General features: G+C 44.8%; 13 protein-coding genes. 8 read left to right on the plus strand and 5 right to left on the minus strand.

Features of this window, described 5'->3' with window-relative positions; all coding sequences use genetic code 11:
• Positions 1–45: 45 nt before the first annotated feature.
• Positions 46–2,556, minus strand: a complete 2,511-nt coding sequence (locus NYE45_RS04135; protein ID WP_340015722.1) for a transglutaminase domain-containing protein — start codon at positions 2,554–2,556, stop codon at positions 46–48.
• 487 nt (positions 2,557–3,043) lie between these two features.
• On the opposite strand from NYE45_RS04135, the gene NYE45_RS04140 reads away from it, so the two are divergent.
• Complete coding sequence (locus NYE45_RS04140) at positions 3,044–5,422, plus strand: amylo-alpha-1,6-glucosidase (protein ID WP_340015723.1); 2,379 nt, start codon at positions 3,044–3,046, stop codon at positions 5,420–5,422.
• 112 nt (positions 5,423–5,534) lie between these two features.
• On the opposite strand, the gene NYE45_RS04145 is transcribed toward NYE45_RS04140, so the two are convergent.
• Complete coding sequence (locus NYE45_RS04145; protein ID WP_340015724.1) at positions 5,535–6,302, minus strand: GNAT family N-acetyltransferase; 768 nt, start codon at positions 6,300–6,302, stop codon at positions 5,535–5,537.
• A 153-nt stretch (positions 6,303–6,455) separates the two neighbouring features.
• Between NYE45_RS04145 and NYE45_RS04150 the strand changes: the two genes are divergently transcribed.
• Positions 6,456–7,118 (plus strand): SprT family zinc-dependent metalloprotease, encoded by a 663-nt coding sequence (locus NYE45_RS04150; protein WP_340015725.1) that lies wholly within the window; start codon positions 6,456–6,458, stop codon positions 7,116–7,118.
• A 116-nt stretch (positions 7,119–7,234) separates the two neighbouring features.
• On the opposite strand, the gene NYE45_RS04155 is transcribed toward NYE45_RS04150, so the two are convergent.
• Both NYE45_RS04155 and NYE45_RS04160 read right to left on the minus strand, forming a co-directional pair.
• Positions 7,235–8,317 (minus strand): saccharopine dehydrogenase, encoded by a 1,083-nt coding sequence (locus NYE45_RS04155; RefSeq protein WP_340015726.1) that lies wholly within the window; start codon positions 8,315–8,317, stop codon positions 7,235–7,237.
• Between the two features lie 99 nt (positions 8,318–8,416).
• A complete protein-coding gene (locus NYE45_RS04160) occupies positions 8,417–8,737 on the minus strand; it encodes a metalloregulator ArsR/SmtB family transcription factor (protein ID WP_340015727.1) in 321 nt (106 codons plus the stop codon).
• Positions 8,738–8,921: 184 nt separating this feature from the next.
• On the opposite strand from NYE45_RS04160, the gene NYE45_RS04165 reads away from it, so the two are divergent.
• Complete coding sequence (locus tag NYE45_RS04165) at positions 8,922–9,308, plus strand: DUF1801 domain-containing protein (protein WP_340017299.1); 387 nt, start codon at positions 8,922–8,924, stop codon at positions 9,306–9,308.
• Between the two features lie 41 nt (positions 9,309–9,349).
• Positions 9,350–9,880, plus strand: a complete 531-nt coding sequence (locus NYE45_RS04170) for an isochorismatase family cysteine hydrolase (RefSeq protein WP_340015728.1) — start codon at positions 9,350–9,352, stop codon at positions 9,878–9,880.
• 359 nt (positions 9,881–10,239) lie between these two features.
• Here the strand turns inward: NYE45_RS04170 and NYE45_RS04175 are convergent, their stop codons facing one another.
• Entirely contained in the window at positions 10,240–11,691 is a 1,452-nt protein-coding gene (locus NYE45_RS04175) for a CAP domain-containing protein (RefSeq protein WP_340015729.1), read from the minus strand.
• Between the two features lie 174 nt (positions 11,692–11,865).
• Between NYE45_RS04175 and NYE45_RS04180 the strand changes: the two genes are divergently transcribed.
• From NYE45_RS04180 to NYE45_RS04195, 4 genes are all read left to right on the plus strand, one after another.
• Positions 11,866–13,449, plus strand: a complete 1,584-nt coding sequence (locus NYE45_RS04180) for a glycosyltransferase family 39 protein (RefSeq protein ID WP_340015730.1) — start codon at positions 11,866–11,868, stop codon at positions 13,447–13,449.
• 4 nt (positions 13,450–13,453) lie between these two features.
• Positions 13,454–14,002 (plus strand): hypothetical protein, encoded by a 549-nt coding sequence (locus NYE45_RS04185; protein WP_340015731.1) that lies wholly within the window; start codon positions 13,454–13,456, stop codon positions 14,000–14,002.
• A gap of 403 nt (positions 14,003–14,405) precedes the next feature.
• Positions 14,406–15,398: a phosphotransferase gene (locus NYE45_RS04190; protein ID WP_340015732.1), complete on the plus strand. Its 993-nt coding sequence runs from the start codon at positions 14,406–14,408 to the stop codon at positions 15,396–15,398.
• 340 nt (positions 15,399–15,738) lie between these two features.
• A complete protein-coding gene (locus NYE45_RS04195) occupies positions 15,739–20,361 on the plus strand; it encodes an amino acid adenylation domain-containing protein (RefSeq protein ID WP_340015733.1) in 4,623 nt (1,540 codons plus the stop codon).
• Positions 20,362–20,368 lie beyond the last annotated feature (7 nt).

Raw genomic sequence — 20,368 nt, forward strand, 5'->3', positions numbered from 1 at the left:
TGAATGGAGTTCTTTGTTTTTATGAAATTTTTTGTGATTATAAATTTACTTCTGCTCTGGTTTTGGATCCAGAATGGCATAACTGCCGAGTGTGGCCAATTGTGCCGTATTCAGAAGGGCTTCGTCCACTGCAGCGAGGGCTTCGCCAGCAGCTGTCATCAGCTCATCAGAGTCAACAGGTGAGGCAAAACGGAGAATGACCCGGTTCTCTCCTTTTTTCAGTTCACTCTCAGCCTTGGTTTTGTACTCATTAATAGATGCGACTTCGAGGTCATTTTGTACATAATAATCATTGGCATCGCTCTCGCCATTGAACATCGCGAGTTCGGAATCAAGCCAGTAATCCTTATCTGCTATCGTTTTCTGACTTGCAGCAGTTTCATCGTTGGCATTATACAGGAAGTACGGGATGCCGGAGTTCGTCAGGTTGTTGGTGGCATCCACATGGAACCATTCGTTCCCGATTTTGACCTTGTTCCATGCATGTGGAACGCCGCTTGAAGCTCCCGTTACAACGATGCTTTCCAGGCCCGAGAGATCGGAGAGCAATTTGTAGACGGAGGCATAACTGGCACATACCCCAACCCCTTTGACCAGAATACCGTATGTGGTAAACGAGTCATTGAACTGCGGATCGACATTTTTGAAGTTGTTCTGCTCCGCATTCTCCAGCGCTGCATCGTCATACTTCGCGTTATCGTTCAGATAATCGTAGATGGCTTTTCGTTTCTCGTCTTCGTTCATGCCATCCTTGATAATGGAAGCTACAACTTCGTTTGCTTTGGCAATAATCTCATCTTGCTTCTTCTGGATACCACTAGCCGATTCATTGTAATAAATGGAAAGGGTAAGTGTACCATAGTTGTATTCGAAACCTTCCACACCAAGAATCAATGGATTCTGGTACATCACTTTCAGGACAACATCCGAGAGTGTCGTGAAATTTTGAGCTTCGGGGAAAGCTTTTAACGAAATTTTATCTTGTGCCGCAATCATGTTTTTGGCTAAAACTTCTTCCAATGCGGAATCTGCATTAATCATTGCATCACCTGTAGCAGGCTGAGGCACAGTTTCCTGATTACCTTGTTCTACATTTTGCTGTGTATTGGACTTCTGTTCATCTACCAGATTGTCTTCTTCAGCTTCAGGAGCTGGAGCAGGGGCTTCATTAGAAGTTTCCTCGGAAGCATTCCCGGAAGTATCATTAGAAGCTTCGGTGGATACAGGATCAGCTGCATTCTCTGAAGTCTCAGTATCGGTTGTGGACTCTGTAGTTGGAGTTTCCGAAGCCGGTGCTTCTTCTGTTTCCGTTGCAGACTCAGGTGTATCATGATTGTTGATGATCGTTGGCACATCAGGTGCAGGGACGTAAGGTGTATCATTCTTCGGTTCCACCAATCCGTTGCTGGACTCGGCTACGGTTTGCTGAGCGAGTCTGTCCAGGTCTGCTTGGGTCACATTTTCTACACGTACGTAACTTTTCAGAGCGGTTCCTTTAACGTGAAAAGGAATATTCGTTTCATTGAACTTTGAAATCTCTACGCTTTTGGTATCATAGACAATGGTTTCACGGGATAATGAACCGTCATTGTACTCAACTGTTGTTTTCTGAGGAAGTACATCTATATTCTTTAATTTCTCCCTATACAATTGTTCTTTCAGAGATGTTGGTAACTGGGAAGCAAGCGGAGCTGTAGGGACACCCCTGCTAAAATTGGATTCTTTGCCTCCACCGATTGCAGTGACGTAATATTCTCCTCGTAAACCATGGTTCTGATGAGTAGTTATCAGTTCACTATAAGTGCCCAGCCCGCCTCTTCCGTCTTTCATAAAATCATTGAAAGACGTCTCTGTCGTTACCGCAATATCTAAAGGCAGACTATTACTGAAAGCGTCCTCTGCGCCAGTTAGAGGTACATTTGTATCGAAGTTGGTTAGGTCAGAACGTTCATAAATTTTATATTCGGTTGCACCCTCAACCTTGTCCCAGACTAACTTTAACCGTCTCTCTTTATCAATCTCGTATCTTAGGTTGGGCACAGGCAACTCCGATTTCACTGTAAACGGAATAATGATGGGTTGATCGAGCAGGGTTAGCTTCTCGGCATCCGGATCATAATTCAGACGAATGTAATAAATGGGGGCACCGCCCCAAGAGCCTTGATCCTTGTTCTTCATGGAATCTGAGGTTAAAACGCCCCAACCAAGAGGCCTAATAGAAATACTATTGTCATGAATATCTGATAATAAAGGTACTTCACTTGCTTTGAGTGCTTTAATATCGGTATGTACGGATATGGTATCTCCCAGGGACCAATTAGATTTTCCTAAATCTGCTTTAAACTTGAACGTAAATTCTTCATCCTGAGCTACGTTGTACATCGGCATGATCGATTGTTCTGATTCAGAGCCATATTTCTGCTTCAAACTTAAAACGGTAGAACCTTCTACTACATCTGTAGGATTATTCTCGGACGGACTGCTTTCCTGCTCATTACTCTGGCATCCAACCAGTAACAGGGTGAGCGCAAACATAATGAAAAATAGACGTTTCATGATACACCGCTTTCTTGTTTTTCTGAGTGACTCTAATGGCTACGTTCTATACGCCGAAAGATTATCAAAATTGGTTAAAACCCATACTCGAACCTCTTAACGGCCAAACCTCCTATTAATTTCCTAATATCCTTTGCTAGTTTATGGTCATATTGACGCATTGTCAAGGTAAGATGGTAGGTTTTAAGTCCTGTAGAACAATAGAAGAGTTGTAATTACGTGGCGCGGGTTCCATGTTAAAATACAAAAGTCAATTGCGAGTGCGGTATACCGAGTGAAAAACGAATGAATTGCAGCGTATTGGATGCAGATCGACAGGTTGGGCATCGAAAAACAATTGGAGCGTTATCGGAGCTGAGTTTCTCAGCTCTTTTTTAGTTTTCAATTCTTTGTAAGCGTTCCCGTGTTATAATGAACAAAGTTGTATACAAGTTACCTAAAACGTTTTCTGTCTTTTAACTCCAACATCTGAAAGTGAGGTTCAGTGATGATTAAAGCAACGGAAGATAATCAATATGTTGAACTGACAAGCCCGACAAGCTTACCGAAGGCATCCGGATTCCTTTGGAATGAAAAGATGATGATTCATGTGAATTGCCGGGGGTACGCGGTGGCCCAATTCATGCAGCCCGAACCTGCCAAATACTCGTACGCGCCCAACCTGGAAGCAAAGACGTTTATGCAACCGGAGCAGCCATACTATGCCCACCATCCGGGACGGTTTGTCTACATTAAAGATGAAATAAGCGGCGAAATCTTCTCTGCCCCGTATGAACCGGTTCGCAAGCAAGCAGATAGCTATACGTTCGCTGTCGGCAAACACGATATTCACTGGAAGGTCATTCAGGACGACATATGCATCGAGATGTCCCTGCGTTTACCGAAGGAAGATGTTATGGAGCTGTGGCGTGTGAAGGTAACCAATCTGTCTTCGAGAAAACGCAAGCTTAGTATCTACCCGTATTTTACGGTCGGCTATATGTCATGGATGAACCAATCGGGTTCATATGTGGAAGATTTGCAGGGCATTGTCTGCTCGGCAATTACGCCGTATCAGAAATATCAGGATTATAGCAAAATCAAAAACTACAGCGACAAAACCTATCTGCTTGCAGATCACCAACCGACCGCGTGGGAAGTGAATCATGAGAGCTTTGAGGGCGAAGGCGGACTTCATAATCCTTTCGCCCTTCAATCGGAGACGCTCGCAGGTGGAGATGCACGGTATGAGACACCTGTAGCTGTATTGCAATATAGAGTCGAACTGGAAGCGGGAGCGGAGCAAGCGTATCGATTCATCTTTGGCCCGGCTCATGATGAGACAGAGATTGAGGGCATTCGTCAGCATTATTTTGTGAAGCAGAATGAGGAAGGACAGGATGGGTTCACCGCAGCCGAGCAGGAGTATGCTGGTTATATTGCGGAAGGGCAAGGAAACATCCAGATTGAGACACCGGACAGCTGGCTAGATAATGTCGTGAATCACTGGTTACCTCGCCAGATGTACTATCATGGCAAAACCAATCGTCTGACAACCGATCCGCAGACGCGGAATTATTTGCAAGACAACATGGGCATGAGTTACATTCAGCCGCAGATTGCACGGGCTGCGTTCTTGACCGCTTTATCTCAGCAGCATATAAGCGGTGCGATGCCAGACGGCGTTATTTTGCACCCGGACGCAGAACTGAAATATATTAACCAGGTTCCTCATACCGATCACTGTATCTGGCTTCCGGTCTGTATGAAGACCTATTTGGATGAAACGAATGACTATAGCATTTTGGAGGAACAGGTTCCTTTTACAGACAGTGAACAGAAGGTTTCGGTATTGGAACATATGAATCTTGCGATGCGCTGGTTGATCCATGAGCGGGATGCGCGTGGGTTGAACTACATCAATCAGGGCGACTGGTGTGATCCGATGAACATGGTGGGATACAAAGGAAAAGGCGTATCCGGCTGGCTGACCATTGCAACGGCATATGCATTTAATGTGTGGGCAGAAATTGGTGAACAGGCGGGGCATGCCGAGGTTGCAGAGGAATTCCGTCAGGAAGCCAACCAGACCAATGCGGTAGCGAATGAGTATCTATGGGATGGGAACTGGTATGCGCGCGGAATTACGGATGATAACGTAGTGTTTGGTGTAAGCAACGACGTGGAAGGGCGCATCTATATCAATCCTCAGAGCTGGGCACTTATGAGCGGTGCTGCGGATCAGGAGAAACAGGAGAGGTTAATCGGCGCCGTAGAGGAGCAATTGGAGACGCCATATGGTGTCGAGAAGCTCGCGCCGTCTTTCACCGCCATGCGGGAGGATGTAGGCCGTGTCACGCAGAAACATCCGGGAAGTGCAGAGAACGGAGCCGTGTACAATCACGCGGCGGCTTTCTATATTTATGCGTTGTACCTGGTGGGAGAGAAGGAGAAGGCGTATCGTCTGTTGCGTAAAATGATTCCTGGCCCCGATGCCGAGGATATTCTCCAGCGGGGTCAGCTACCCGTATTTATCCCAAATTATTATCGCGGAGCCTATCGTCAATTTCCACGTACAGCCGGGCGCTCCAGTCATCTATTCAACACCGGCACAGTACCTTGGGTGTATCGCTGCCTGATCGACGGATTGTTTGGACTGCAAGGTCATGCACAAGGACTTCAAGTGCGTCCGCAGTTACCAGAAGATTGGAACGAGGCGTCGGTTACACGTTTGTTCCGCGGGGCTGAGCTGCATGTAAACATGAAGAAGGATGCATCTGTCCAGACAATTGAGGTACATGTTGACGGTCAACGGATTGAAGGGGACATTATCAAGAACATACAAGCCGGCATGAAATATGAGGTGCTGGTGAAGCTGCCATTGTAGAAAAGCGCAAGCAGTAATGCTGAACGATGTGAAGAGTTGTGAACGATTACGAAGCCGAATTAAAAACTGCCTTTCCTTTATAAGAGGAGGGCAGTTTTTGGTTTCAGCATGGTCAGAACTCATTCCATTCTTTGACTCTGTACCAATAGCTATAAATCTCTGAATAACCCAGCTTGGCGTAAAGCTTCAAGGCAGGTGCATTATTCGCAACCACTTGCAGGTAACTGGAGGTAGCGCCCTGTTTTTTTGCCCAATGCAGGAGATGAAGGATCATCTGTTCAGCAAGTCCCCGACTCCGGAAGTTTGCGTCTGTAATGATGTCATATAATCCAATGTAGCCACGTTCAATTACACCGAACCCACAAGCGACGACTTGCCCGTCGATCAACAGTGAGATGAAACCTACCTGTGTGCGGATATTGTTCAACATAAGTTCCGTCGTTTCCCGTTGCAGATCATTCACCTGATTCAGTCGGCAAAAGTGATCTAGCCACGTTGTGGTCAACTGTTCGTCGATCTGTACAGCTTGGTGCACAGGCTCTTTAATCTCTTCCAGACTCCGAGTCTGGATACGGGTCAGATCCACAACAGCATACCCTTTGTCTTGTAAAAGTTGGTCGAGATGATCCGGCTGAATAAACGGCGTGATCTTGAATATGGTATTTAACTGATTGGAAGCATAGATGCGCTCACATTCCTCAATCTTTTTATGCACATCCAGAGTGGAGTAGTGGATCGGTTGAACGGAGTTGGCACGTTTGGTATATCCATTGGCAAAACGCAGGACCCAGCCATCATATAATAAGGTGGACAAGGGTTGCCAGTGATTAAGGGATAGTTCTTCAATGGTTTTGTATTCTGTATCCGTAATATGCGTCATATCTAACCTCCGATTTCACAATTAAATAATAATACATAATAATGTATAAAAATACAATGATAACATATATATCGTCGAACAGTATGCATTATAGCCCGAGATGGTATACAATTTGATTTGGTTGAAAGAATAACTTCAGAAGCGGAGCGCGTTATGTTAACTATAGAATTGAATAATCATAGCATTAACTGTCATATAGAATACGGCAAACGCAAGAAAGTTTCCATCACGATGGACTTGCCTTACATGGTAACGATCAAAGCACCCAATGGTACCAGTGAAGACATGATCCGGCAACTTGTAGAGCAGCATGGGGATGTGATTTTGAAGAAATCAGCTCTGATGCAGCAAGCGCTCGACGGTCCTCAAGCCAAGGAATATGAAGATGAGGGCAAAGGGAAGTTCCTGCTTTTTGGCAAGGAGCATGCACTGCATGACTTAATCCCTGTAGAGGGTCTGACAGAAGAAGAGCTGCGAGCGAATCTGAAGAAGTTTTATTTTGCCGAGTGTAAACGCATGATTGGGGGGCGCATCGGGCGTTATCAGCAGGAGTTGAAGGTGAAGCCGAAGTCAGTAGAGATCGTAGATTCTCCCACCAAGTGGGGCAGTTGCAGCTGGGACAAAAAACTTACTTTCAATTATCGCCTGGCGATGGCGCCACTGGAAGTGATGGATTATGTCATCATTCATGAACTTTGCCATATTCACCATATGAATCATGATCGCTCCTTCTGGCGACGGATCGGCAGCATCATGCCGGATTACAAAGCGAAAGAAGATTATCTGATGCGCAATGGTCGGGCCATGACACTATAATTTCAAGCTTAAGCATTCACTTTGATACGCCATATCCCTCCATTATCATTTGTTAATTCCGCGAAGTTCCCACTGTTGCAGTGAGCGGCTTCGCGGATTTTTGTTGTGTCTGGATATTAGGAATAAGATACTTGAACGCCGTATTGTTTGAAAAAATGAGTAACCGCATCCATGTCCATTCGATCATCGAACAGATGCTCAGGATAATAGATGCCTGGAACCATAGGCTCATCCGTAGGCATCATCAGTATCTTCTCGGCTTGCACCGCAGCGCCGAGTGCAGTCATATGAGTTTGACCGAGTGGGTCAGAGACCGTCAGCGTTCGTTCAACCTGGTTACCTTTCGCATCCAGCCCTTTCAATTGAATGACCAGATGATGTGCACTCCCGGTTCCCGGATTATAGAGCAACTTTCGCCGGAATGGCTTGAAACGTTCACCGCTGATCATCTTCCATACCCCCGTTTTGACCAATCCGGCGAGTGCATAGGTAGATACTTTACTATCAAATGAAATGCGGAAGCTAGCGGAATCGATATGACTCGTATGAGGCAAAGTGACGTGATCGGGTGTGTCCAATCTGTAACATGGGGTCGTGTACCCGTTCGGAAAATGTACTTTAATCGGATCTGTCATGGGGTAGACGAGTCGGTTCGTGTTGGATTCGGTGACCTGAAAAGGAATGCTCATCCGGTCCATGAAAGCTGCCGAATCAGGGCCGGCCTTATCCCGCAGCGACCATAGGGCATGAATGTTTACTTCGACGTGTTGCAGAGAGTTAGAAAGTATCATGGCAAATAAAGAAGCTGTTCCTGCCATCCATCCAGAGGATAGCACTACAGGAGCATGAAGCTCTTCCTGCTCTATTGTACGGATCGCTTGATTGAACACCTCAGTCCAGCGTGTTATATCGATAAGTGGAATTTTTCTCCGCACTGCCGATACCAGTAGCCGATCATCCAGATCGTTCACTGCATTAATGATTAGCGATATATTCTCTCCTGCGTGAATCAGTGGATCGTCTGCATTGGTATCAACAACAACCGTTTGGACACGATTGGATGGAAAAGGTGCTGCTTTACCCGCAGAACGGCCTCCCAGTACCAATTCCAGATCAGGATGCCTATCATGCAAAATGCGGGCAAGCTGTGCACCTACAGCACCATAACCTCCAGCGATGAGAACTCTTTTTCTATTCATTCGATAAACCTCCGTTAATATGTTTATGTACTTATATGTTTAAACTATTGAACATAATAGGGTGAAGAAAAGGAATGCGGTTCACCAGCGCGGTATGCGCTAGCTCTGACATTCCACTTCTACGAGATGAACGAGCTGTTTCAGTAAATCGATCGTATCGTTGAACTCCAGCTTGTAATACATCTCTGTACCTTTTTTCTGAACCGATAACAGCCCGGATTGACGTAATATTTTCAAGTGATGAGAGACCGTAGGGCGTGACATGGGGACATGCTCTGCAATCTGTGATACGTTCATGCTCTCTTGATCAATGAGCAGCGATATGATTCGCTGGCGAACGGGGTCTCCCAAACCTTGAAGATAAGGACTTAGATTCTCGAAAATATCAATAACTTTTTGGTTACCCATCGACTCGTTCATGGCTCACTCCGTTATAATGTTTAATTGTTTAAACGTATTATAAGGCTTAGTTCACTTAAAAATCAAATTTAACATTCCAAGTTGTAGGAAAATAGCTGTTCCGCTTGCCCATTTGAAGTACAATATAAGCAAATATGCCCGTACCACGAATCCATTGATGTATCCGTGGTGGAAGGAGTCCAAGATGGCTGAGAGTAACCATTATTCGGTGCTGGTAGATGAATATATCTCGGAGTTTGCACCCGATGTACAGGTGAGATTGCAGGCAATAAGACAGATTATTCGTGAAGCGGCTCCGAACGCCGAAGAGAAGATCAGTTATAAGATGCCGACGTATGCACAGCATGGGAATCTGGTTCATTTTGCCGCATACCAGCATCATATTGGGTTTTACCCTGCTCCCAGTGGGATTCTGGCGTTCAAGGAGGAACTTTCCAAGTACAAAGGGGCTAAGGGATCTGTCCAATTTCCGCTGGACCAGCCATTGCCAGAGGACCTCATCCGCCGGATAGTGGAGTATCGGGTGAAAGAAAATGTGGAGATCGCGCTGGAAAAGAAACGCAAAAACTGATTGTTAGCGGCAGACAGGCTATCTATGGAAGGAGATACCGGGTGAAAAAAGGATTAATTGTACTTGATGTGCAGCATGGGCTCACAAGTCTAAGGGATGTATCTGTTCCAATTGCGAAAATTCAGTCTATCATCACCATTTTTGAAAAGATGAACTGGCCTATTGTGTTTACTAAACATCTGGACCAGGACAATGAAGAATCCTCTCTCTATTATGAGAAATGTGCCAATTTGGAGATTGTTGTCGATACTGGGGAACATCCTATTCTGGAGAAAAGTAAACCGAGTGCGTTCAGTAATACGGAGCTGAAAAAGTGGCTGCTGGATCATCAAATTGAACATGTATTCATTGTTGGATTTAACATGGAGTATTGTTGTCTGTTTACAGCGATTAATGCTGAACATGAGGGGTTTAAAGTAACCCTGATTGAAGATGCGGCGGGTTCAGTAAATACAGCAGAAACGTATGAAATGAAGGGACTAGACATACAGGATTTTATCGGTACGCTTCTGAATTGGTCAGGTTGTATTGAGGTTCTATACATGAATGAATTTAAGGAACAGTATACTTAGATAGTTTTGAATTTAATCTGCACTACAGCATTTATATTGAACTAAACGTTTACACGTGAACGTAGGGGACAGAAAGAACCTGAAGAAGCGGAGCGTGCGCCTTTATCCCCAGAATTTTACCTTTGTAAAATTGAATCAAAAAATCTGGGGATAACAGCGATCAGAAGGTTGTTCTGTCATCGAAGTGGCAAGTGTAAATATTCTTTAGTTCGATCTATGTAATAACCGAAGCTCATATCATAAACCAAAAAAACAGTCGGATGCCTATGCATTCCGACTGTTTTTGTTTTTAGATTCTAGATTTTACTCTGGTCGTACTTCATTTTACTTTAGTTTCTTCCTATGCTCTTGCTTCGCTTCTATTCAAAGTAATACGTGACGTCTGAATTACTTGCCGTAGGAATCAAATACATAAAGCTTGGATCCACTTGCAAATAGATGGTTAGGTCGGGTACGCCCAGATTGGGAACAGTCAGACTGAACCGACCGTTAGCGTCCAGCTTCACCGTTTCAGTGCGAATATGTTTTTCGTCAGGTGAAGGACCGTGGATTTGGAATGAGAATGTTTTGCCTGCATAAGCCGTGAGTGTTCCCCGTACTTTCAGCGTACGATCCACTGTATATTCGAACTGCATCAGATGGTTATCCAGGTAATCCTCGTTCCCGTTACCCGGATCTTGTGGCTCTGTTCCAGGGTCTTGTGGTTCTGTCCCAGGATTCTGTGGATCCGTTACAGGCTCTTGTGAAGGATTGCTAACCGAGAAGAAACGTGTCTGATATGAAATTTCTGCTGTGGACCCGTCTTTCTTTTTCAAACCGGTAATGCGAACGTTGAACGTGTCGCCTGCCTTCAAGGATTTCAAGTTATCCGGACGGAAAATGACAGCGTAGTTATATCCATAACCATCGGTATTTACATTGAAAAAGGCCTTTGCAGGATCACTGCTTACCGGAGTTTTCGCTCCTAATACCCAAGTCTTCTGATCCGATGAACGCACGATTTCCACCTGTACCTCCGAATTGGAGGGCTTCGCGAAGACGTCCGGATTCAGCTGTGCAGACCAGGCTTGTGACACATTGAATGCCTCAATCGGGAATGCCCCTTTGTTAGGATACAAGTTGTAATTGTAATTGAGTTTTCCTGAACGGCTCGTATCCATCACTTGCATGGTGCTGAAGTGGCTCGCATAGTTTTTGTTGTCTCGGGATGCAATCCCGAAACCGACTTTCTTCAGTTGCGGACTCAAAATCCAGCGACGATGGCCGAGTGCAGCAATGTTGCTGGCATCTGAATCATCCATATAAGCTTCTACGCTTTTGACTGCCAGGTTTCCTTGAGCACCATAGGAAGCGTACAGGTTGGAGCTTGAAGCCGATTTGGCTCCCAGATCAAAAAAGTCTTTCGGCATATCTGCCGGACGAGCCGGGAAATGAGTCAATTCTCCGGTAGAAACAACGACTGCTCCATGTTGGGCTTGACGATTGAGAGCAGCATCGAGAACGAGATCTCCATCCAGACCGGAGAGATAACGATAGAAGTTGGCTGCACCTAGAGCCTGCTCTAATGTGGAATCACTTACTACACCAGCGACGTAAGGTGCCTTGGTCGAAGGATTCTGAGTGAATGTGGCAGTTTGGTCCTTGCCACTCATCCATTGTGTCCATTTCTGACTAATTTCTTGCTCACTTCGCTCAGGCAGCAGGCTGTCGACAGGGGCTGCAGCGATCTGGTGGGTCCCCAGCAGCATGAATAACAGGCCTGCCAGAGGAAGAGAGAGTAACGAGCGGATGTACCTTTTTTGAATAAGCATGTTCTAATCTCCTTCTAGTATAAAATGATAATATTATGTATCCGATGTATATTATCGACATTAGAGGGATAATTCGTTAGTTTTATGAATGAAATTGTGTTTTGAATTCAGCGATTTTTCAGCCAGAGCCATTATAATACTCACGGAATCCTGTATTCGAAAAGGAGTTTTGGCATGTCTAAGATGCTGCATAAGTCGTTTTATCTCATTTTGCTCGTGTTTGTTGCGGTATTCATTGCTTCGACCTTGTTGATTCGTGCACAGTACAACTACGCCTTGTATGGGGACAATCCCATTTTGGGCATGCAGCAGTGGAGTGTTTTCCTCCCGGTCATTCTTTTGCTCCTTGGTTCAGGTGTCGGGTTATACGCTCTGTGTCTGAAGCTGAACAAATACAGCCCGAAGGTTGTCATTCCGTTGGTGCTGCTCAGTTCTCTGGCCATTCAGATCATCATCATTTTCGTGTTTCCGAGAGTGCCCACCGATGATTCACAGACCGTTCTCTCACTCGCCATGAATATGCTGTACGACCAAGACTACTCGTCGTTTGAAACGGGTGGTTATCTGCACATGTTCCCGTTTAACTACTCGATCGTGCTGTACCTGAAGACATTGCTGTACCTGTTCCCGGACAACTATCTGGTCATCAAACTATTTAATATTTTGTTTTCAACATTAACGACAGTCATGATTTATCTTATCTACAAACAAGTGAACGACAGATCCACGGAACGTGATTACGGTGTGTTGATCTTTGCAGCGACGTACCTGCCATCCCTGTTCCTGAACAACCTGATCTATAACGATGTGATTGCTACAGCATTTCTGACATCGTGCTTATACTTCTTAATTCGTTTTATACGTGAAAAGTCTTGGAAAACAATCGTCATTGCTGCCGTTTTCCTCGCGATGGGCAACTACTTCCGAAGCATCGGCGTGATCGTGCTGATCGCCGCCATCATAACTATCCTGCTGAATATGCGGAGCATCGGAATGAAGAAAGTCATCATTTCCATCGGTGTGCTGGGTATGTTGTTTAATGTACCAACCTGGACTCAGAATGCGGTTCTTCAATCCTCCGGTGCAGTGAGCGAACCAGTGGGAGAGAATGCCGCGCCGGTCTATATGTGGCTGAACATGGGAATTAACCTGGAGCGCTTTGGCTTCTGGGACAATATGGAGAGCTATCAGATCTATCAGAGGCAGGCCAACTACAATAAGGCCGAAAGCGCAGATTTGTTCAAACAAGAGATCAGCAATAAACTATCCGAAGCAAGTGCAAGTGACTTGGTGCAGATGTATTACAAAAAGATCATATGGACCTGGACCGAAGGAACGTACCAGATGGACCGATACGGAATCGGCAATGAAAGTTCCTTGGGTGCGGGAAGAGGAAGGGGAGGCGGAATCGCAGGCTCCTACAGTTATACCAATGCGATAACAGAACTGTTGCAGGGGGATTCGGCTTATCGGACAGGTTTGCTCTGGATCGTATATGTGATGAATTTCTTGATGTACTGTTTTATTCTTATCCGGTTGGTCGGTGGAATTCGTGGTAAACGATATGACGAAGTCTCATTGATCCTGGTCATTCTCGGATTCATCGGATTTTATATTCTCTGGGAGATTAAGTCCAGATACATCTACCCTGTATATCCACTGCTGGTTGTGCTGTCCTATATGGGATTCAAAGATACGTATGATCTCATATTCCATCGTAAAGGTACCTTGGAGAGATATTCCCTGAGAAAAAGGTGATCATATGCGAAAAAATAAATATTATACATCGGTTACGCTACTCCTGCTGCTGGGATGTTCGGTTATGCTTACCGCTTGCGATGTGATAACCGCCCAAAATATTACCAACACCGGTTCTGCACAAGGCATGAACGGTGGCGGCATGCCGAATGGCGGTGGCCTGGGCATAAATGGAGGAACGCCTAGAGGTGAAAGGGGCGGTACGGGTATGAATGACCGTACAGGCAGTCCGGACAGGACGCAGGGGATGATGAATGCCGACATGACAGGCAGAGTCATCTCCGTGGATGGAAACACAGTTACTCTGGCATTACTTGAAATGCAGGACACCTCATCTCCAAGCATGGAATGGAAGGATACCGGAATGGAAATGAAGTTGGATATAAGTGATGATGTCACTATTACTGAAGGTATGGGCACGCCGCGTTCGGGCAAATCCAGCCCAAGTGCAAATTCGTCCATTCAAGTGTCAGATCTTCAAAAAGAAGACATCGTGATGGTGTGGTATAAGGACAACACCGAGACCGTTGAACGGGTGATGGTTGTCCAGTAAAAGACGATGGGAATATCGTTATTTTGTAATTGCTTACATTTGGTATATGGGTTATTATGGAAACAGCTGTTTTTTGAAGGGAGTGAGCGTCATGAAACGACGGTCTAAGATGGTATGCTCTATTACCACAATGAAGGTAAAAATGAACTGAATAATTCCGGCAGACCATCAGACGACGGCTGGAACACATCTCGTTTTCCAGTCCGGTCTCAGATCTGCCGATATATAGGGATATAACTGCTCAATTTTTCTGGCGTATGCGAGGTTTATTTGCTTGTGCAAATTTCTCATATACTCAGAATTTTTAAAAGCCGCAGGCATAGCCTGCGGCTTTTTGCGCGCAAAAATAGGCATTCGTGTGTTACAGACAATCCATAACAAAGATCAAAAAGGAGAAATGCCCATGTTAAAGTTAAAATATTTATTTCAACATAATGATCTTGCCGAGATGATCCTAAAGAATTGGAACTATGATTCCGAATCGCTGGACATGTTTCAGTATTATCGCATATCCTCCAATGCTGTGTATCCGTTCAGAGATCAGGGGGAAGTTCGTTTGCTTCGTTTTGCCCCGGTAGAGGAGAAAAATCAAGTCAATCTTAGTGCTGAACTGGCGTTCCTACGTTATCTTCGAACGAATCATTATGGAGCCATGGAGGCTGTACCTTCTCATTCAGGGACAGAACTCGTAGAGGCTCACACCCCATGGGGAACATACTATGCTTCTGTATTCAAGCGAGTAACCGGATCGCAGTTAGGAAGCATTGATTTGAATGACTCCATCCTGTACAGCTATGGTCAGGCATTGGGTGAGCTGCATCATCTATCGTGCGCATTCATGCCTGAGCAGAAGGAGAAACGCTGGACCTATACAGAGGTTTTGGATTGGATGCGGGAGATCCTGAAAGGTTTTCCTGGTGAAACGGCTGCTTTGAATGAGGTGGAGTTTCTTCGAACGTATTTTGCGACTTTACCGATGACCCAGCAAAATTTCGGTCTCATCCACTACGATTTTGAACTGGACAATGTCTTCTATGATGAAGGCAGCCAGTCTTGTTATGCCATTGATTTTGATGATTCCATGTATCACTGGTACGCGATGGATGTGGAGCGTAGCTTGGATAGTTTACGTGAGGAAATCGAGCCTGAGCAATGGGAGCAGAAAAGGAAATTGTTCCTGAACGGGTACTGGTCCAAGGCAGGAGAACATTATGATCTGGAGCGTATGTTCCCTGCATGTCGGCGTTTTGCCAATCTATATGGTTATGTACGTGTTCTTCGGTCTGCTTCAGAACAGTGGTTACATGAGCCGGAATGGATGAGTGGATTAAGAGCAAGATTGAGCAAGAAGATGACGGAACAAGCAGAGCAATTCGGAAAGGGATTCGACAGCTGAGATTTGTTCCAATTCTCCCAAGCTAGTCGCAATCCATGAGCACTGAAGTTTGGAATAATTCACGTTAACTCGGTCCCGCGGTCAGATGCAGATACTCTGTATTGATCACGGGGCTTTTCATTTTTGTTCGAACTTTACCGAATAATGAAACGGAAGTGGGTATCTTGTAGAAGGGTTGGCTGGGACTTTCATTCTTTTCACGCGATAAATGGTATTTTGATGTCGTATTATATAAAATTTTGTTAAAAAAACAAATAAAATAGTTATTGATTAAATTTTGGTGGAATGATAAGTTGTAATTAACTTATTTTAGGATAAATTATATATAAAGGAGAATTAGATGGGAAATGTATGTGTTGATCTGCATCCTTTAACAGAGCATCAACGAAGAATATGGTATATGGAAATGATATATCCGAATTCAGATGTATGGATGATTACATCCAAGCTGAGCATACCGGAACCGATCGATTTCACCTTGTTAGAGCGTTCGATTAACAGAGTTTTGAAGAATAACGAACTGCTTCGAACCCGAATTATACTGGATCAAGGTGAGAATAAACAATACATCCAACCTTATGAGTACAGACCACTCAAGCACATTCAAGAAGACCCAGCCTTGACTGATGTAACATGGACTGAGTATGTGGGTAACCATCCGATTCATGTACACAGTGAAGATCTATGTCAGTTTTATACGTATGAGGGTCATGGGCAATACGGATACATCATTCAGGTTCACCATATCATCTGTGATGGCCTGGGGTTATTCCAGTTAACGAATGAGATTACGGAAACCTACCATGCCGAACTGAAGGATGGTAATACAAGCAGGATGGAATCTACCATTCACGATTATGAATACTATATAAATAGTGAACAACAATATCTCGCTTCCAAACGTTATGCGAAAGATCAGACATTTTGGAGAGAGAAGTTTGATACGATTCCCGAATTTATGGAACTGAAAGCACACAATCCCCTTCTAACTCACACCGCAGCCAGAAGAAAAACGATGAATATGGATCACTCCATGTATGTACGTTTGAAAGAATTCTGTCGTCAGAAGAATGTCAGCGTATTTACCTTTTTTCTCTCAACCCTAGCTATTCTGCTAAATAAACTCACTCACCAAACCGACTTGGTCGTTGGAACCAACTACGCGAACCGCACTAGTAAAACAGACAAAGACATGATTGGCATGTTTGTCACGACCGTACCTGTCAGGATCGGAATAGAACCCTCTGAACCCGTGTTAACCTTGCTGCAACGCATTTCCAATGAACAGAAAGAAATATTGCGTCATCAAAAATATCCGTATAATCAGCTGATCCGTGATCTGAGAGAGTCACTCTCCTTACCGGAACTGAACAGACTGTTCGGCATATCACTAGTCTATCGTCCAGAACGCTTTGACAAGATGCAGGGACATGATGTCTACATGGACAACAAGTTTAACGGACATGAGACGAATGATCTGCTTATCAACATTATTGAAAAAATCAATGAGGATCGTATCATATTTCAGATGGATTATCGGACCCAGTTGTTCAGTGAAACGTTCATGGACAATCTGCTCGATCAGTTTCTTAGGGTTACTGAAGCTATTCTGGAGCATTCCGAACAAAGCATTGAACAAATCAGTATTGTAAGTGAAGCCGATAAACAATCGATGCTAACCGAGTTTAATGATACCGGGGCGGTGTATCCGAGCGACAAAACGGTTATCCAGTTGTTTGAAGAACAGGCAGCGGCTACCCCTCAACATACAGCACTTATCCTGGGTGATCAGGAGATGAACTATGAACAATTGAATGCCAGAGCTAACGGCTTGGCTACAGTATTGATCAGCAGAGGAATCAAGCAGCGAGAAATGGTAGGCATTATTGCAACACACAGTATGGAAATGGTCATTGCGATTCTGGCTGTTATGAAAGCCGGATGTGCTTATATTCCGATTGATCCCGAGTATCCCGATGAACGAATTCAACATATTTTGAGAGATTCTCAGGTAAGATTTGTTCTGGTTAACCAGTGGATCGGTGTGCCGGACAGTTTAGAAGTCATTCACATGCTTGAAGATAATAAGGGGCATTTATCAACAGATAATCTGAACTTGACCATAGATGTGAAGGATCTGGCTTATGTCATCTACACATCAGGTTCAACAGGAGCACCGAAGGGGGTATTGGTGGAACATAAGGGATTGACGAACTATATATGGTGGGCGAGTCAGACGTATGTTACTGACAGGAAAACGACTTTTTCACTGTATTCATCCATCGCGTTTGATCTGACCATTACCTCCATCTTTACACCGTTAATTACGGGCAACACGATGATCATCTACAACTCGTCTCATAACAAGGCGTTGATTGCTGATGTTGTCATGGATCCACGAGTGGATCTGGTCAAGCTGACGCCGGCGCACCTGCAATTGATTCAGGACATGAACATTATGGACAGATCCAATGTCCAAACATTTATTGTGGGCGGCGATAATCTGAGTGCTTCCCTGGCTGCGAATATTACCCGGCAAAGCAAACATGAGGTTACCATTTTTAATGAATATGGACCGACAGAGACGGTGGTAGGCTGCATGATCTATGCCTACGATCCTCAAGTTGACCAAACGGAGTATGTGCCCATCGGCAAACCCATTCAGAACACCTCCATTTATGTGCTCGATCAATCACTGCAATACGTTCCTGTCGGTGTTCAGGGTGAATTGTTGGTTGGGGGAGACGGAGTGACCAGAGGCTATCTGAACCAACCCGAATTGACGAGCAGAAAGTACGTTGAACACCCGGATCATCCAGGCGAGCGATTGTACCGGACAGGTGATCTATGCAGGTTAAGGGAAGATGGTCAGATGGAATACCTCGGAAGAATGGACGACCAAGTGAAGATTCGCGGGTATCGAATTGAACTGGGAGAGGTCAGGGCAGCTTTCTTGAAGATCCAAGGAATCCGGGATGTTGCCATAAGCGTCAAGATGGATCAGCAATCTCGTCAGTTATGTGCTCATTACGTGAGTGATGCACATGTAACCCGGAGGATGATTCGGGATATCCTGCTATCTCTATTGCCGGAGTATATGGTTCCCACATATCTGATCAAGGTATCTTCGATTCCACTTACCATTAACGGCAAGATTGATTACTTGGCGTTATCGATAGAGAAGCCGCAATCGGATGAAGAGAATGTGTATGTGGCACCCAGTTCTGTCATGGAACAGACGATATCTGCCATCTGGTCTGAGATTCTTGGCCTGAAAGAGGTGGGTGTGACGGACCACTTCTACGAACGGGGTGGTGATTCCCTTAAGTTGATTCAGATCTATACCAGACTTTCCGAGATAGGTTTTGATTTTTCGATTAACGATATGTTTAATTTTCCTACAATCCAATCCTTAAGTTCATATCTGGATCAGATCATAGAAGGAAAGGAAGGCATGATGAGCATGGAACACAACACGATGAAGAGATCCAAAGTGGATGTATTGAACGGAATTATGGACAAGCCGATCTTCCTGTCTACAGATATTCCCAGAGTTGATCCGGCACTCCAAGGTGTAATGTCATTCAACCAGGAATCCCTGTGGCTGGTTGAACAGTTCGAGGGGAAGAGCACCAAATATAACATTCCCGGACATGTCCTTTTTGAAGGTGCATTCTCGGAAGAGGCTTACATCTATGCATTGAATCAGATTGTGCAGCGGCATGATGTATTGAGAACGTATTTTGTTGTAGAGAACAATACACCGGTGCAGCGAATCAGACCTTACGAGCCTTTTGACATCGAGGTCCAGCATACGCTGAGGGATAATTCCCAAGCCAGTCTGAAACGTGTGATTGAAGAAGAATCCAGACACCAGTTCAATCTGGAAACCGGACCGATGTATTATTTTGGATTGTATATGATCCATGAACATCAATATTTTGCCTATTTTAATTTTCATCACATTATCTTCGATGGCTGGTCTCAGGATATTCTGATGGCTGAACTGGGGGCGTACTATAATGCTTATCTGAAGGGAGAAAATGCAGCAACAGAGGATTTGAGCATTCATTATTCCGACTATTCACATTGGCAAAAGAATAAATGGATGACTGCCGAATTTCCGACAGTTCTTAATTATTGGCGCAACCAGTTGGGAAGTACCGTTAACCGATCGGTGAAAGTATTGCCGTATGACCGGGAGCCTTCGCTGAATAATGGGGATACCGGAGATATTCTGCTCTCAGAAATTCCGATCCAAACCATTGACATGATCAAAAGGGCCGGTATGAAAAACAATGCCAGTCTGTACATTACCATGCTCACCGCCTACAAAATGTTGCTGTACTTTTACTCGGGTGAAACCGAGATCGTTGTTGGAACACCTGTAGCAAACCGTAATCGTGCCGAAGTTCAGAGATTGATCGGATATTTCTCCAACAGTCTTGCTTTGAAGACGACCATGGACCCGGAGCAGTCCATAGACGCCCAGATTGTTTCCGTTAGAAATACGGTATTTGAAGCATTTGATCATCAAGAGATGCCTTTCGGCAAGCTGATTGAACTGCTGAACCCGGATCGTGCCTCCGGGCTGACCCCGTTCTTCCAGACATGGTTCGTACTTGATGTCAAAAATACGTACAACATCGAAGGTCTGAATATTGCTCAGAATGAAATTTTGTGGGGCCACAGTGGCAAGAGCAAGTGGGATCTGACGTTGAATCTCATCGAGGCTGACCATGTCATGAATGCAGTAGTTGAATACAAAACAGAGTTGTTTGGCAAATCCACCATGAAGAGATTCCTGCATGATTATATGGCTGTAGTGAAGCTGATTGCAGCTGACTCCTCACGGAGTCTTCAAGCTGTACGCCATGATTGGGAGGTGATGGCCCACGAGTACAAGATGGAGTTGCTGAATAGCAGTAAGAGCAAAAAGAAATTCAACAAAATCAAATCTTAGGAGGAAT

Origin of the sequence: Paenibacillus sp. FSL K6-1318 (assembly GCF_037976905.1) — a bacterium.
GTDB lineage: Bacteria > Bacillota > Bacilli > Paenibacillales > Paenibacillaceae > Paenibacillus > Paenibacillus amylolyticus_A.